The organism is Phyllobacterium sp. CCNWLW109 (assembly GCF_037203905.1).
Lineage (GTDB): Bacteria > Pseudomonadota > Alphaproteobacteria > Rhizobiales > Rhizobiaceae > Phyllobacterium > Phyllobacterium ifriqiyense.
The window spans coordinates 33,093-48,411 of the sequence record NZ_JBBCBK010000006.1 but is presented as its reverse complement, the minus strand read 5'-3'; the positions used below and the strand labels follow the sequence as shown (position 1 = coordinate 48,411).

Below are 15,319 nucleotides of genomic sequence, written 5' to 3'. Positions count from 1 at the left end.
AAACCCCGGCGTGAGCCGGGGTTTTTCGTATGCAGAGGTCGCTATCAGACCGAATAGTACATGTCATATTCGACCGGATGCGGGGTCATTTCGTAACGCATCACTTCAGCCATTTTCAGCTCGATGAAGGAGTCGATCTGATCGTCGTCAAATACGCCGCCTGCCTTGAGGAAGGAGCGATCCTTGTCGAGGCTCTGGAGCGCTTCACGCAGCGAACCGCAGACAGTCGGGATCTTTTTGAGTTCCTTTGCTGGAAGATCATAAAGATCCTTGTCCATTGGCTGACCAGGATGAATCTTGTTCTTGATGCCATCCAGACCGGCCATCAGCATGGCAGCAAAACCGAGATATGGATTTGCTGTTGGATCAGGGAAGCGGATCTCAACGCGCTTCGACTTTGGCGAAGAGCCGAATGGAATACGGCATGAAGCCGAGCGGTTGCGCGCAGAATATGCCAGCAGGACCGGAGCTTCATAACCCGGCACCAGACGCTTGTAGGAGTTGGTCGACGGGTTGGTGAAGGCATTGATTGCCTTGGCGTGCTTGATAATGCCGCCAATGAAGAACAGGCAGTTTTCTGACAGGCCCGCATATTCATTGCCAGCGAATGTCGGCTTGCCATCTTTCCAGATCGACATGTGCACGTGCATGCCCGAGCCATTATCGCCGAAGATCGGCTTTGGCATGAAGGTAGCCGTCTTGCCATAGGCATTGGCAACCTGATGAACGACATACTTGTAAATGAGCATCTTGTCGGCATTGCGTGTCAGGTGATCGAACTTGATGCCGAGTTCGTGTTGAGCCGCTGCCACTTCGTGGTGGTGCTTTTCGACGCGCACGCCCATTTCCGTCAAAACCGTAAGCATTTCCGAGCGCATGTCCTGTGCGCTGTCAATCGGAGGAACCGGGAAGTAGCCGCCCTTGACACGCGGACGGTGACCGAGGTTGCCGGTCTCATAGTCTGTGTCATCATTTGACGGCAGTTCCGTTGAATCCAGCTTGAAACCTGTATTATACGGGTCAGCCTTGTACTTCACATCGTCAAAGACGAAGAATTCCGCTTCTGGGCCAACAAAAATTGTATCGCCAACGCCTTCGGCCTTCATATAGGCTTCAGCCTTCTTGGCAGTGCCGCGCGGATCACGATTGTAGGATTCGCCAGAAACCGGATCAAGGATATCACAAAGAATAACCATGGTTGACTGAGCAAAGAACGGATCCATGTGAACCGTTTCGGTATCTGGCATCAGCACCATGTCCGATTCATTGATGGCTTTCCAACCGGCGATGGACGAGCCGTCGAACATAACGCCATCGGCGAACATATCCTCATCAACTTCAGCAACGTCCATTGTCACATGCTGCAGCTTGCCCTTGGGATCTGTGAAGCGAAGATCAAGGAACTTTACGTCGTTGTCTTTGATCTGCTTGAGAATATCATTTGCAGTCGTCATACCAATTTTCCTTATTAAGCACGATGATTGGGTACCGGATTCATCGCCGGCAACAGTTGGATCAGATGGCGTCGATACCGGATTCACCAGTACGAATGCGAACGACTTCCTCGATATTCGAAACGAAGATTTTTCCGTCGCCGATGCGCCCGGTCTGCGCAGCCTTGCGAATTGCCTCTATTGCGGCTTCGACAGATTCATCGCCGAGAACGATTTCCACTTTAACCTTGGGCAAAAAGTCGACGACATATTCCGCGCCACGATACAATTCCGTGTGACCCTTTTGACGGCCAAAGCCCTTGGCTTCGGTGACCGTGATGCCTTGAAGCCCCACTTCCTGCAGTGCTTCTTTCACCTCGTCCAGCTTGAACGGCTTGATGATGGCTTCGATTTTCTTCATCAGAGATCGATCTCCCTATATAACCGGCGGGCCTATGCCCGCTTGCCCATCATAAAAGCATGAAGCGTGCCAATTCCATCGCTTTTGAAGAATATTCTTGAAATGGCAATTTTAATGCCGCTTTGGCAGAGGGAATTTTATTTCCCGTCGATGAATTGAACCATGAATGCACAAATCAGACCGTTGCGCAGCCTAAAAATTAGGCGAATTGCAACATTATTAGGCCGGGCAGGGGCGGCGACTTACTGGATTCGCCTTGTGAGCGCTTGCGCTGCCTGCGGAGCGCGCACTTTGCCTTCGTGGATGAAGTAAACGAACACATCACGAGGATGCTTCTGCGTCTTCTCGTTGGGAGCAGCCAAGGGAAGATCATCCGGCACCCCACCTTTGGCCCATAATTGCGCTCGCTCAGCCCACTTGTCCAATGCGTCAGTTGAATAAGCCGTTTCAATATTATCATCGCCTTTTTGAAGTCGTGCATAGACAAAATCGGACGTCACATCAGCGATCTCCGGATATTCAAAATGCTCGGCATAGACGATGGCCACGTTCTTCTTGCGTGCCAAGGCAATAAAATCAGGATCGATAAAAGATGGATTGCGCACTTCAACCGCGTGCCGCAAATGCAAGCCCGCTTCCTTTCGGGGAAGGAGGTCGAGAAAAGCGCCGAAATCCTCAATATCAAACTTTTTTGTCGGCGCAAACTGCCAGATAAGCGGTCCTAAACGGTCACCAAGTTCTGCAAGTCCCGATTTGATAAATCGCTCCATGGACTCTCCAGCCTCCGCCAGCACCTTTCGATTGGTGACAAAACGATTTCCTTTAACGGAGAAAATGAAACCATCCGGCACCTGGCCAGCCCATTTGGCGAAGGTCTCCGGTTTTTGCGTGCCGTAATAGGTGCTGTTGATTTCTATCGTCTGGAGATGCTGTCCTGCATAATTAAGCTCCTTGGCCTTTGAAAGACCTTCCGGGTAGAAGGTCCCGCGCCAAGGTTCAAATATCCAGCCGCCGATGCCCGCCCGAATAGTTCCTGCAGTCATAGTTTCCTCCCTGACCGTATCCAGACCAACGCCACGACATCTCTGCAAGCAGCTATTCCGCCGCTGCTTGCACCCTATGTCCCGGACGGCGCCGCAAAAGCTCCTTCAGGAATTGACCCGTATAAGAACGCTCGACATCGACAATATCCTCAGGACGACCAACCGCTACGATTTCACCGCCGCCGTCGCCGCCTTCCGGACCAAGATCGATCACCCAATCAGCGGTCTTGATGACTTCGAGATTATGCTCGATCACGACCACCGTATTGCCTTGATCCACAAGCTCATGCAAAACTTCAAGAAGCTTGGCTACATCATGGAAATGCAAGCCTGTTGTCGGCTCATCAAGAATATAAAGCGTTCTGCCAGTTGCCTTGCGGGACAGTTCCTTGGCGAGTTTGATTCGTTGCGCCTCACCGCCGGAAAGCGTGTTTGCCTGTTGCCCGACATGAATATAACCGAGGCCGACCTTCGCCAATGTTTGCAACTTATCGCGAACGGCAGGAACGGCGGCGAAAAACTCCGCGCCCTCTTCAACAGTCATATCGAGCACATCAGCGATTGATTTGCCCTTGAACAGAACTTCCAGCGTTTCGCGATTATAGCGCTTGCCATGGCATACGTCGCACGTGACATAGACATCCGGCAGGAAGTGCATCTCAATCTTGATGACGCCATCGCCCTGACAGGCTTCACAGCGCCCGCCTTTGACGTTGAACGAAAAACGACCCGGCTGATAGCCACGCGCCTTGGCTTCAGGCAAACCCGCAAACCAGTCACGGATTGGAGTAAACGCACCCGTATAAGTTGCCGGATTGGACCGGGGTGTACGTCCGATTGGCGATTGATCGATATCGATGACTTTGTCGAGGAATTCCAGACCATCAATATGGTCGTGCTCCGCAGGATGCTCGCGGGAGCCCATGATCCGGCGTGAGGCGGCCTTGAATAATGTCTCGATAAGGAAGGTGGATTTTCCGCCACCCGACACGCCGGTTACAGCGGTGAAAGTGCCAAGCGGAATTTCTGCCGAGACATTTTTCAGATTATTGCCACGCGCGCCGACAACTTTAATCCGTTTCTTATTGACCTTGCGGCGTTCTGCCGGCACGGCCACCTCGATTTCGCCTGACAAATATTTGCCCGTCAAGGATTTCGGGCTGGCCATAATGTCCGCTGGACTGCCTTCGGCGATTATCTGACCACCGTGAATACCGGCGGCCGGACCGATATCGACGACATAATCTGCGGTCAAAATCGCATCCTCGTCGTGCTCCACAACGATAACCGTATTTCCGAGATCCCGCAGATGACGCAAAGTCTTCAGCAACTGCTCATTGTCGCGTTGATGCAGGCCAATGGATGGCTCGTCCAGAACATAGAGAACACCAGTCAGACCGGAACCGATCTGCGATGCAAGGCGGATACGCTGGCTTTCACCACCGGAAAGAGTGCCCGAATTGCGTGAAAGCGCCAGGTAGTCCAGGCCGACATCATTCAGGAAGCGCAGACGCTCGCGAATTTCCTTAAGAATGCGCGCAGCGATTTCTGTCTGTTTCTCATTGAAGCTTTTATCAATATCGCTGAACCAGGCATCCGCATGACGAATGGATTTTTCAGTAATCTGGCCGATATGCAGACCGCCAATTTTTACCGCGAGAGCCTCGGGTTTCAGGCGGTAACCCTTGCAAGCGGGGCAGGGCGTGCCAGACATGAAACGTTCGATCTCTTCGCGCGACCATGCTGAATCCGTCTCTTTCCAGCGGCGTTCCAAATTGGGAATGACACCCTCGAAAGATTTTGTTGTGCGATATGATCGCAAACCATCATCATAGGAGAAGGCAATTTCACGGCTGCCAGTGCCGTAAAGTATGGCTTCGCGCGCCTCTTCATTCAAATCACGCCAGCGATCTGCGAGCTTGAAACCGTAGGCTTCGCCCAGCGCCTGCAATGTTTGGCTGTAATAAGGAGAACTCGATTTTGCCCAAGGCGCAATTGCACCATTCTTAAGCGTCAGGGCCTCGTCAGGAATGATCATCGTCGGATCAATCGCCTTTTGAGTACCCAGGCCATCGCAGGTCGGGCAGGCACCGAAGGGATTATTGAACGAGAAAAGGCGCGGTTCAATCTCCGAAATGGTGAAGCCCGAAACAGGACAGGCGAATTTTTCCGAAAACATGATGCGTTCATGTGTTTCGTTCTTGGATTTATTGGCTGATTCACTTGAGGTTTCATCAGCAGGCAGCGGCTTATCCGCAAATTCTGCGACAGCGATACCATCTGCAAGCTTCAGGCAGGTCTCGAGGCTATCGGCAAGACGTGCGGAAATATCAGGTCGGACGACGATGCGGTCAACCACAACGTCGATATCATGCTTGTACTTCTTATCGAGTGCCGGAACATCGGCAATTTCATAAAAAATACCATCGACCTTCACGCGCTGAAAACCGCGTTTCTGCAGATCCGCAAGCTCCTTGCGATACTCCCCCTTACGCCCGCGTACTATGGGCGCAAGGATGAATAGACGGGCGCCTTCCTCGAGCGCCATGACACGATCCACCATTTGGCTGACGGTCTGGCTTTCGATAGGCAAGCCTGTTGCCGGTGAATAAGGGACACCGACACGCGCATAAAGCAGGCGCAAATAGTCGTAAATCTCGGTGACTGTACCCACAGTTGAGCGGGGGTTGCGGCTGGTTGTCTTTTGCTCAATCGAAATTGCCGGAGAAAGACCGTCAATTTGATCCACGTCTGGTTTCTGCATCATCTCCAGAAACTGCCGGGCATAGGCCGACAGGCTTTCGACATAGCGTCTTTGGCCTTCTGCATAGATCGTATCGAAGGCGAGCGAAGACTTGCCCGAACCCGAAAGGCCGGTCATGACAATCAGCTTGTCGCGCGGCAAATCAAGATCGATATTTTTCAAATTATGTTCGCGCGCGCCGCGAATGGAAATGTACTTCTGATCGCTCATGTCGGTTCGCCTTTAAGAGGGCATGCTGTTATGGGGAATTGTTCTTTAAGAGAACAGTTCCCTTTATCTAGTGCTTCATGGATAATTTACGAGGCCGGACTTTATCAACCATCCTGAATCACCATAGCCATGTTGACATTATTAGAGCAAGTGTTAGAACAAAGAAAGAACAAATAATATTGACAGCGGCCTTCGCCATATCCGGATGTATACGGCTGCGAATTGATTGTAAAAGGACGCTTTGAGCTGAGATAGTCGGCTGCATGATCAAAAAATGTCTCCTGACAAATCTGGCAGGAGAGTGATCGCAGCAGACGATGCCGATATGAGGTGTATATTGTGGATAGTGGCAATCAATTGCCCGCCACGTCCATGGCTTCTGTATGATAGGCAAAATTTAAAATTGGAATTTGTGGAGTTTTGAACATGGCAGGCAGTGTCAACAAGGTCATTTTGGTAGGAAATCTTGGCGCTGATCCAGAAGTCCGGCGGCTCGGTTCAGGCGATCCCGTCGTGAATCTACGTATTGCGACCTCGGAAAGCTGGCGCGACAAGAATAGCGGCGAACGCAAGGAAAAGACCGAGTGGCACAGCGTCGTCATTTTCAATGACAATCTCGCAAAAGTTGCCGAGCAGTACCTTAAGAAGGGTATGAAGGTTTATCTGGAAGGCGCGCTTCAGACCCGTAAATGGCAGGACCAGACGGGCAATGATCGTTATTCCACCGAAGTCGTACTGCAAAAATTCCGTGGTGAACTACAGATGCTGGATTCACGCGGAGAAGGTGCGGGAGCTGGCGGCGGTCGGTCCTTCGAGAGCAATTCCGGGCGCGGACAGATGAGCGACGATCGTGGCGGCTCCGACTTTGGCCGGTCCAATGCAGGCGGATCCTCAAGCTCGAGCGGCGGTAATTTCTCACGCGATCTCGATGATGAAATCCCGTTCTGAGTTGAGTTCAAAAGACCGGACTTGATCGTATTCTCATTATTATGCAGGCATCGGGTAGTCCAAGACTGCCCGATGTTTGTTTTTAGATGAGAAAACAACTGCTCCTAGTTTCCGGAGCGCTTCACCATTGAAATAATGATTTCATAGAGCTCATCTTTTGCCTGAGCAGGAGCGATATCCTCGTTTACTGCAGCATTTGACAAGCCTTCTGCAGCTCCGAGCATTCCCCACAGCCCAGCCGATGAAACACCTTCTGCGCCGGTAAACGCATTTAACAGATGCCTGCACTTTTCTATGAACACGGCCTCGAAGTCGTGCTTTATCTTATCAAGTTCCGGCGAGCCTTTTAATGCGGCAGTGATGCCGGGAATTTCGCGTCCCTGTGTAAGAACGCAATCAACATAAGACGAGGCGATCACTTTGGCGACGTCGGTAAGATTGGGTGCGGCACGCTCAAGCGCCGCATCCATTATAACGGTCTGACGCGCATCGAACTCTTTGAAAAGGGCCGCGAGAAGTCCTGGCCTTGTGCCGAAATGGTCATAGACAACGGGCTTTGTAACACCTGACAACTCAGCCAGGCGACCAAGCGTCAAAGCTTCCGTACCTTCGTCACGAATTAATTTCCATGAAACATCCAGTAATTGCCGCTGGCGCGCCTCGCGGGAAAGACGCTGGCGGGGAGATGTTTGAGATGAGGAGTTTTTTGAAACTGAGCTTGACATCACTATATACCAAAAGTAACTTACTAAAAGTATATAAGGTTTCGGCCGGTTCCACAATCTCTAATCATGGAGTTATCGACATGCATGCGCTCATTGTTACATCGCACCCAGAATCCAAATCACTGACCAACAGCATCGCGTTAAAGATTGGCGAAGGCCTGTCGCAGAGCGGCTCCCATACATTTGAGATCGCAGACCTTGCTGCAGAGGGTTTTGATCCGCGATTTAGCCAGGCAGATATTGCTTCCCACAAACGACGTGCCAAGACGCCGCCGGATGTAGCGGCCGAGCAAGCACGGATAGACCGGGCAGACAGCTTGGTACTCGTATTTCCGGTCTATTGGTGGTCAATGCCGGGCTTGCTCAAGGGCTGGATCGACCGTGTTTTCTCGAATGGTTGGGCATATGACGACAATTTCGAAGGGAAGCTGTCGAAAAAGCTTGGCGATCTTCAAATCCATCTCGTCGGCATAGGTGGCGCAGACGCGAGGACTTATGAGAAACATGGCTATGATATCGCTATGGAAAGACAGATCGATCACGGGATTTTCGATTATTGCGGGGCTCGTGTCATATCATCGACACGGCTGATGGAGGCAGATTCGCGAGACCCGCTTCAACATTTCAATACTGCTCGCAATATTGGTGCGTCCCTTTTCGATAAGCACATGCAGGTCAAGCCAACAGTGGCAGCCTGAAGCGGCTCACTGGGACCAATACATAACGCATTGCTGTCCGGCGTTTGACGCAATTGTCGTGGAAAGGCTGGTCTGTTAGACCAGTCGCGATAGTGCATCGGAGCCCGGTTATGACACAAGTCGAAACACCAGTTGCATCTCGTCATCGCCTCGTGATCGTCGGCGCAGGTTTTGGTGGTCTGGTCACAGTTCAAAACCTTCGCAATGTCGATATCGATGTGACGCTGATCGATCAGCGCAATCACCACCTGTTTCAGCCGCTGCTTTATCAAGTCGCAACCTCAACGCTGGCGACCTCCGAAATTGCCTGGCCGATCCGGCATCTTTTGCGCAAATTCAAGAATGTGAAGACACTGCTGGGAACAGTCGATGGGGTTGATACCGCCTCAAAAACTGTTTCGACGCTCGACGGCGAGGTGATTGCCTATGACACGCTCGTCTTGGCTACTGGTGCGCGGCACGCATATTTTGGTCACGATGACTGGGAACCCTATGCTCCTGGATTGAAGACGCTCGAAGATGCGACGATGATCCGCCGGCGTATTCTCACGGCATTCGAAAAAGCTGAACGCGAACCTGACCCGGCAAAGCGCCAGGAACTTCTCACGTTCGTAATCATAGGCGGCGGACCAACCGGAGTGGAAATTGCCGGAACCTTGGCTGACTTGTCACGTGATACATTGAAGGGTGATTTTCGCGTAATTGATCCAGCCACAGCCCGCGTGGTGCTTATCGAAGGCGGTCCGCGTGTTCTCGGCGCATTTAACGAGGATCTTTCTGCCTATGCGCAACGGGCGCTCGAGAAGCTCGGCGTTGTCGTGCATGTCGGCAATCCGGTAACCGAATGTCATGCAGACGGCGTCGAATTTGCAGGACATTCCCTGCGCGCAAAAACAATCATCTGGGCAGCAGGCGTTCAGGCGTCGCCAGCCGCCAAATGGTTGAATGCGCAGGCAGACCGGGCAGGGCGCCTTGCCGTTAATCCTGACCTGACCGCACCAGGTCACCCCGAAATTTTTGTCATTGGCGACACCGCAACGGTGGCAAATGGCGATAAGGGCACTGTTCCGGGAATAGCACCTGCGGCTAAGCAACAAGGTGCGCATGTTGCGAAAATCATCAAGGCGCGCCTTGCTGGCGATACTGCGACGAAGCCTTTCCGGTATCGACATTCAGGCGATCTGGCAACGATAGGCAAGCGGGCTGCGGTGACAGATTTCGGATTCATAAAGTTGAAGGGCTACCCCGCATGGTGGTTGTGGGGACTGGCGCACATCTATTTTTTGATAGGCGTGCGCAACCGGCTCGCCGTTGCATTAAGCTGGCTATGGATATCGTTCACCGGCGCACGCAGTGCCCGCCTGATCACTCAGCGGGAAGCTGCGGAAGAAGACAAGCCGCTATAGTGGTTGGCTCGGGCTATTTGATCAGGTCGTAATGAACGTCTTGATGCCATCTGCAACGAACTGCACTGCCAGCGCGGCAAGGATCACGCCCAGCAAGCGTGTCAGGATCGAACGTCCCGTTTCTCCCAAAAAACGATCAACACGTTCCGCAACGAAAAAGACGAGATAAGCCGAGGCAATACATACGAGAATAACGCCAATAAGGGCGATACGCGAAGCTGGAGTGGCCATCGTTCCGGCCAACAGGATCGTTGCCGATATGGCTCCGGGGCCTGCAATAAGTGGTATTGCCAAAGGAAAGGCTGCAATATTTCGAATGTGATCCTTGGTGATTGCGACGGCGGCGCTCTTTTCCTTGCGATCCTGACGTTTTTCGAAAATCATTTCAAAGGCAATCCAGAACAAGAGCAGGCCACCGGCAATGCGGAAAGCTCCGAGCGTTATGCCGAAAAGCGCCAATATTTGCGCGCCTGCAATTGCAAAAACCGTGAGTACAATGAACGCTGTAAGGCTGGCGCGCAACGCAACCTGGCCGCGTTCCTTCCTGTTCATGCCCTGAGTAAGGGCGAGGAAAAGCGGAGCAAGCCCCGGCGGATCAATCGTTACCATGAGGGTAACGAGCGCATTTAGAATTGTGTCATATAATGCCACGATTTTGCTTTTCTTTTCTGATTAATGCCATGCAAGCCCATGGCTGTCCCCGCCTTAACTTACCGGATTTGCTGTTCAGCGTCGATAAAGATGAAAATCCTTATGCAACTTTTTCACTGCATGAGAAACTCCATTTTATGTTCTTGATTTTAAAGGGTTTTCATCTGTGCATTACCGACGTGTTAATTGGCATTTGGTTTGGAAAGCCGCTATAAGATCAAAGATTGATTCTATTCGAAAGATGAGTGCCTCGTGTCTGATTTAACTCCACCTCCTGGCCCAGAAGACGACAAGACCGGACCTGGCTCCGGTATTGAAGCCATTTCCATCATCGAGGAGATGCAGCGTTCCTATCTCGATTATGCAATGAGCGTGATCGTCAGCCGTGCGCTACCTGATGTGCGCGACGGCTTGAAGCCTGTTCATCGCCGTATTCTTCATGCGATGAATGAAATGGGCCTCTCCTGGAACAGGTCTTATCGTAAGTCCGCCGGTGTTGTCGGTGAAGTGATGGGTAAATACCATCCTCATGGCGATGCTTCGATTTATGATGCGCTTGTGCGCATGGCGCAGGATTGGTCGCTGCGCGACCCGCTCGTGGATGGGCAAGGAAACTTCGGTTCCATCGATGGTGATAGCCCGGCTGCGATGCGATATACCGAATGCCGTCTTGAAAAAGTTACGGAGTCTTTGCTCTCCGATATCGACAAAGAAACTGTCGACTTCCAGGACAATTATGATGGCCGCGAGCAAGAGCCAACGGTTCTGCCGGCGCGCTTCCCCAATCTGCTCGTCAATGGCTCCGGCGGTATTGCCGTTGGCATGGCGACAAACATACCCCCGCACAATCTGACTGAAGTCATCAATGGTTGCGTTGCCTTGATCGACAATCCGGCAATCGACCTGCCGGAAATGATGGAATATATCCCCGGTCCAGATTTCCCGACTGGCGGTTTGATCCTCGGCCGCTCCGGTATCATATCGGCCTATAGCACCGGGCGTGGTTCTATCTTGATGCGCGGCAAGGTTGCCATCGAGAGCATGCGCGGCGATCGCGAAGCGATCATCATTACCGAAGTGCCTTTTCAGGTGAACAAGGCGACGATGATCGAGAAGATGGCCGATCTTGTCCGTGAAAAGCGGATTGAAGGCATCTCGGACATCCGGGATGAGTCGGATCGTGACGGCTATCGCGTTGTGGTTGAGTTGAAGCGTGACGCGGTTGCCGATGTCATCGTGAACCAGCTTTACCGCTTTACCCCACTGCAATCCTCGTTTGGTGCCAATATGGTGGCATTGAATGGCGGCAAGCCCGGGCTTTTGAACCTGCTCGATATATTGCGCGCTTTTGTCAGCTTCCGCGAGGAAGTGGTCAGCCGCCGTACTAAATTCCTGCTGCGCAAGGCTCGCGACCGTGCACACGTATTGGTTGGTCTTGCCATTGCTGTGGCGAATATTGACGAAATCATCGCGCTCATCCGGAAAGCTCCAGATCCAGCGACTGCACGCGATCAGTTGATGGAGCGTCGTTGGCCAGCCAATGATGTTGCGCCTTTGATCACATTGATCGCCGATCCTCGTCACAAGTTGAATGATGACAGCACATATAATCTGTCAGAAGAGCAGGCCCGAGCCATTCTTGATCTGCGCTTGCAGAGGCTGACAGCTCTCGGACGCGATGAAATCGCTGATGAATTGAATAAGATCGGTGTTGAAATCGCCGATTATCTTGAAATTCTCGCCTCACGTACCCGCATCATGGGCATCGTCAAGGACGAACTTATCGCCATTCGTGATGAGTTTGGAACGCCCCGTCGCTCTGTGCTGACGGAGGGCGGCGCAGATATGGATGATGAAGACCTTATCGCCCGCGAAGATATGGTGGTTACGGTAAGTCACGCCGGATATATCAAGCGCGTGCCACTCGCCACCTATCGCGCCCAGCGTCGTGGTGGCAAAGGCCGCTCCGGTGTTTCGATGAAGGACGAAGATTTTGTAACACGGCTTTTCGTCGCCAATACGCACACGCCTATGCTGTTCTTCTCGTCACGCGGCATTGTCTATAAGGAAAAGGTCTGGCGCTTGCCAATTGGCACGCCGCAATCGCGCGGCAAGGCCCTGATCAATATGCTGCCGCTCGAACAGGGCGAGCGCATTACGACGATCATGCCACTGCCCGAGGATGAAGCCAGCTGGGCAAATCTCGATGTCATGTTCGCGACGACACGCGGCACGGTTCGTCGCAACAAGTTGTCAGACTTTGTTCAGGTCAATCGCAACGGTAAAATTGCGATGAAGTTGGAAGAAGAAGGCGATGAAATTCTCAGCGTCGATACATGCAACGAGTTTGATGACGTGCTGCTGACAGCTGCTGGCGGACAGTGCATACGCTTCCCGGTAACCGATGTTCGTGTGTTTGTCGGTCGCAACTCCATTGGTGTGCGCGGTATTACCCTCGCACCGGGAGACAAGATCATTTCCATGGCAATTCTTGGCCATGTGGATGCAAGTCCGGCAGAGCGTTCGACTTACCTGAAGCAGGCGGCAGCGGAGCGCCGGGCGCAAGGTGCTGATGATGTTGAGGAAATCGCACTGGTCGGCGAAGAGGCAACTGAACTGACTAGCCTTTCGGCTGAACGCTATGCAGAACTTCGCGATCGTGAACAGACAGTGTTGACGGTCAGTGAGTTTGGATATGGCAAGCGCTCATCATCTTATGAGTTCCGCGTTTCGGGCCGCGGAGGCAAGGGGATTCGCGCCACCGATACGTCAAAGACGGATGAAATTGGTAAGCTGGTAGCTTTGTTCCCGATCGCAGCAGCGGATCAAATCTTGCTGGTTTCCGATCGCGGTCAGCTCATTCGGGTCCCCGTAAACGGCATTCGAATTGCCGGACGGTCCACAAAGGGCGTCACCATTTTCAATACTGCCGATGGTGAAAAGGTCGTTTCAGTGGAGCGTATCTCTGAAACCGAGTCCGAAGACATTGAGGACGAGGGGACGGTCGGAGAAGAAGTGGTTACACCAACGTCAGATCAGGGTGCCAACGAAGAATAATAGGCGACAACCTAGTTATCGCGTACGTGATAAACACCAAAGCGGGAGGTTCTTAACGGAGCTTCCCGCTTTTTGTTTTCTTCAACAATCATAATGATAGCGGACACTACCATTGCAATCATCATGGCAATACTCAGAAGAATAAACATTGGTCTTCCCTTCGGGATCATTACAGTTCATTTCATGGTTAACAACGCAGTAACTATGAAATGGTTTCACCATTTGGGTTCACGCATAGTTGAAAGGGGATGAATGCTTACTGATCTGCTTGTTCATTCCCTGTTCAGGGCAATTGGTTCGGGCCATTGAAACCCCTTGGCAAAACCGCTAGTAAGCGCTCATGACGATAGCAATCTATGCCGGATCATTCGATCCCATCACCAATGGCCATATGGATGTCTTGCAAGGATCGCTGAGACTTGCCGACGAAGTGTTCGTTGCCATAGGTATTCATCCGGGTAAGGCACCATTATTTTCGTTTGAAGAGCGAATGGACTTGATTAAACAGGTTGCTCTCGATGTACTGGGCAAGGATGGTGCCAGGATCAAGGTCGTAGCATTCGATGGGCTGCTTATTGATGCTGCCCGCAAACACAAGGCTTCGCTGATGGTGCGGGGCCTGCGTGACGGCACTGATCTCGACTACGAAATGCAGATGGCTGGCATGAATGGCAAGATGGCACCGGAACTGCAAACTGTGTTTCTACCCGCTGATCCATCGGTCCGCACAATTACTGCCACATTGGTCCGCCAGATTGCGTCCATGGGCGGCGACGTCCGGCACTTTGTTCCCGCGCTTGTCGCTGATGCGCTCAAGACTAAATTCAAATCCTGATCTGGAGTCTTTCATGTCCGTATTCCGCACAGCATTGCTTGTTGCTGCCGTTACGTCTCTATCTTTTGCTACTGCAAACTCGAGTTGGGCTGACGATGCCAACACAATGACGATCAAACTCAAGGATGGTGACGTCAAAGTGGAGCTTCTTCCCAATCTTGCGCCAAAACATGTTGAGCAGATCAAGGCGCTCGCCAAAGAAGGTGCTTATAATAATGTCGTGTTCCACCGTGTGATTCCAGGTTTCATGGCCCAGACCGGTGATGTTCAGTATGGCAATACCGAAAAGGGATACAACCAGGCAGCTGCCGGTACTGGCGGTTCAACCCGCCCGGATATTCCAGCGGAATTCTCCAAGGAGCCGTTTGTTCGGGGCGTGGTGGGTATGGCCCGCTCGCAAAATCCAAACTCCGCAAACTCGCAGTTTTTCATCATGTTCACCGAATATCCATCGCTCAATGGCCAGTACACGGTCGTCGGCAAGGTGACGAGCGGCATGGAAGCCGTGGACAAAATCAAGAAGGGTTCTGAGGCGGATAATGGTTCTGTCGATAACCCCGACAAGATGCTCAAGGTCACAGTTGGCCAATAATTACTAACAAGGAGATTGCCTGAAATGGCTTATAAAGACCCAGAAAATACCATCCTGCTGGAAACAACAAAGGGTAATGTTGTTATCGAACTGTATCCAGATCTTGCTCCTGGACATGTCGAGCGCATCAAGGAATTGGCACGCGAAGGCGCTTATGATGGCGTTGTATTCCACCGCGTGATCGACGGTTTCATGGCGCAAACCGGCGATGTCAAGTTCGGCAAGCAGGGCGGCAGCTCGTTCAATCCATCGCGTGCCGGTATGGGCGGTTCGGATAAGCCAGACTTGAAGGCCGAATTCTCCAACGCCAATCATGGTCGTGGCGCTTGCTCGATGGCTCGTTCCCAGAACCCGAATTCAGCCAATTCGCAATTCTTCATCTGCTTTGATGATGCTGCTTTCCTCAATCGTCAGTATACGGTTTGGGGTCAGGTCATTGAAGGCATGGACAATGTAGACAAGATCAAGCGCGGCGAGCCAGTGCAGGATCCTGACTCAATCGTTTCCATGCGCGTCGCAGCCGACGCTGAATAAGG

General features: G+C 52.1%; 13 protein-coding genes. 7 read left to right on the top strand and 6 right to left on the bottom strand.

Annotated elements, in window-relative coordinates; genetic code table 11:
- Positions 1-44 precede the first annotated feature (44 nt).
- The 4 genes from glnA to uvrA all read right to left on the bottom strand — a co-directional run bounded on the left by glnA (position 45) and on the right by uvrA (position 5,871).
- Positions 45-1,454, bottom strand: a complete 1,410-nt coding sequence (gene glnA, locus V9K92_RS21935) for a type I glutamate--ammonia ligase (RefSeq protein WP_115053154.1) — start codon at positions 1,452-1,454, stop codon at positions 45-47.
- Positions 1,455-1,515: 61 nt separating this feature from the next.
- Positions 1,516-1,854, bottom strand: coding sequence for a P-II family nitrogen regulator (locus tag V9K92_RS21930; RefSeq protein WP_008123000.1), 339 nt, complete (start codon positions 1,852-1,854; stop codon positions 1,516-1,518).
- Between the two features lie 242 nt (positions 1,855-2,096).
- A complete protein-coding gene (locus V9K92_RS21925) occupies positions 2,097-2,897 on the bottom strand; it encodes a DUF72 domain-containing protein (RefSeq protein WP_337354973.1) in 801 nt (266 codons plus the stop codon).
- A 52-nt stretch (positions 2,898-2,949) separates the two neighbouring features.
- The gene (gene uvrA / locus V9K92_RS21920) at positions 2,950-5,871 is read right to left on the bottom strand and encodes an excinuclease ABC subunit UvrA (RefSeq protein WP_115053152.1); all 2,922 of its coding nucleotides are present in this window, start codon (positions 5,869-5,871) and stop codon (positions 2,950-2,952) included.
- Between the two features lie 426 nt (positions 5,872-6,297).
- On the opposite strand from uvrA, the gene V9K92_RS21915 reads away from it, so the two are divergent.
- The gene (locus tag V9K92_RS21915; protein WP_115053151.1) at positions 6,298-6,819 is read left to right on the top strand and encodes a single-stranded DNA-binding protein; all 522 of its coding nucleotides are present in this window, start codon (positions 6,298-6,300) and stop codon (positions 6,817-6,819) included.
- Positions 6,820-6,923: 104 nt separating this feature from the next.
- Here V9K92_RS21915 and V9K92_RS21910 read toward each other — a convergent pair whose 3' ends face one another.
- Positions 6,924-7,544 (bottom strand): TetR/AcrR family transcriptional regulator, encoded by a 621-nt coding sequence (locus V9K92_RS21910; protein WP_115053150.1) that lies wholly within the window; start codon positions 7,542-7,544, stop codon positions 6,924-6,926.
- Between the two features lie 80 nt (positions 7,545-7,624).
- On the opposite strand from V9K92_RS21910, the gene V9K92_RS21905 reads away from it, so the two are divergent.
- Together V9K92_RS21905 and V9K92_RS21900 are read left to right on the top strand one after the other, a co-directional pair.
- A complete protein-coding gene (locus tag V9K92_RS21905) occupies positions 7,625-8,242 on the top strand; it encodes an NAD(P)H-dependent oxidoreductase (RefSeq protein ID WP_337354972.1) in 618 nt (205 codons plus the stop codon).
- A 110-nt stretch (positions 8,243-8,352) separates the two neighbouring features.
- Complete coding sequence (locus V9K92_RS21900; RefSeq protein WP_337354971.1) at positions 8,353-9,648, top strand: NAD(P)/FAD-dependent oxidoreductase; 1,296 nt, start codon at positions 8,353-8,355, stop codon at positions 9,646-9,648.
- Between the two features lie 21 nt (positions 9,649-9,669).
- On the opposite strand, the gene V9K92_RS21895 is transcribed toward V9K92_RS21900, so the two are convergent.
- On the bottom strand, positions 9,670-10,299 hold the full coding sequence (locus V9K92_RS21895) for a MarC family protein (RefSeq protein WP_115053147.1): 630 nt from the start codon (positions 10,297-10,299) through the stop codon (positions 9,670-9,672).
- Positions 10,300-10,638: 339 nt separating this feature from the next.
- Here V9K92_RS21895 and gyrA point away from each other — a divergent pair, with 339 nt between their 5' ends.
- The 4 genes from gyrA (at position 10,639) to V9K92_RS21875 (ending at position 15,317) form a co-directional block, all read left to right on the top strand.
- Positions 10,639-13,356 carry a DNA gyrase subunit A gene (gene gyrA / locus V9K92_RS21890; protein ID WP_370878866.1) on the top strand — a complete coding sequence of 906 codons (2,718 nt, stop codon included), beginning with the start codon at positions 10,639-10,641 and terminating at the stop codon, positions 13,354-13,356.
- 340 nt (positions 13,357-13,696) lie between these two features.
- Positions 13,697-14,191 carry a pantetheine-phosphate adenylyltransferase gene (coaD, locus tag V9K92_RS21885; protein ID WP_115053144.1) on the top strand — a complete coding sequence of 165 codons (495 nt, stop codon included), beginning with the start codon at positions 13,697-13,699 and terminating at the stop codon, positions 14,189-14,191.
- 13 nt (positions 14,192-14,204) lie between these two features.
- Complete coding sequence (locus V9K92_RS21880) at positions 14,205-14,783, top strand: peptidylprolyl isomerase (RefSeq protein WP_115053143.1); 579 nt, start codon at positions 14,205-14,207, stop codon at positions 14,781-14,783.
- A gap of 24 nt (positions 14,784-14,807) precedes the next feature.
- Positions 14,808-15,317 carry a peptidylprolyl isomerase gene (locus tag V9K92_RS21875; RefSeq protein WP_115053142.1) on the top strand — a complete coding sequence of 170 codons (510 nt, stop codon included), beginning with the start codon at positions 14,808-14,810 and terminating at the stop codon, positions 15,315-15,317.
- The last annotated feature ends 2 nt before the right edge of the window (positions 15,318-15,319 follow it).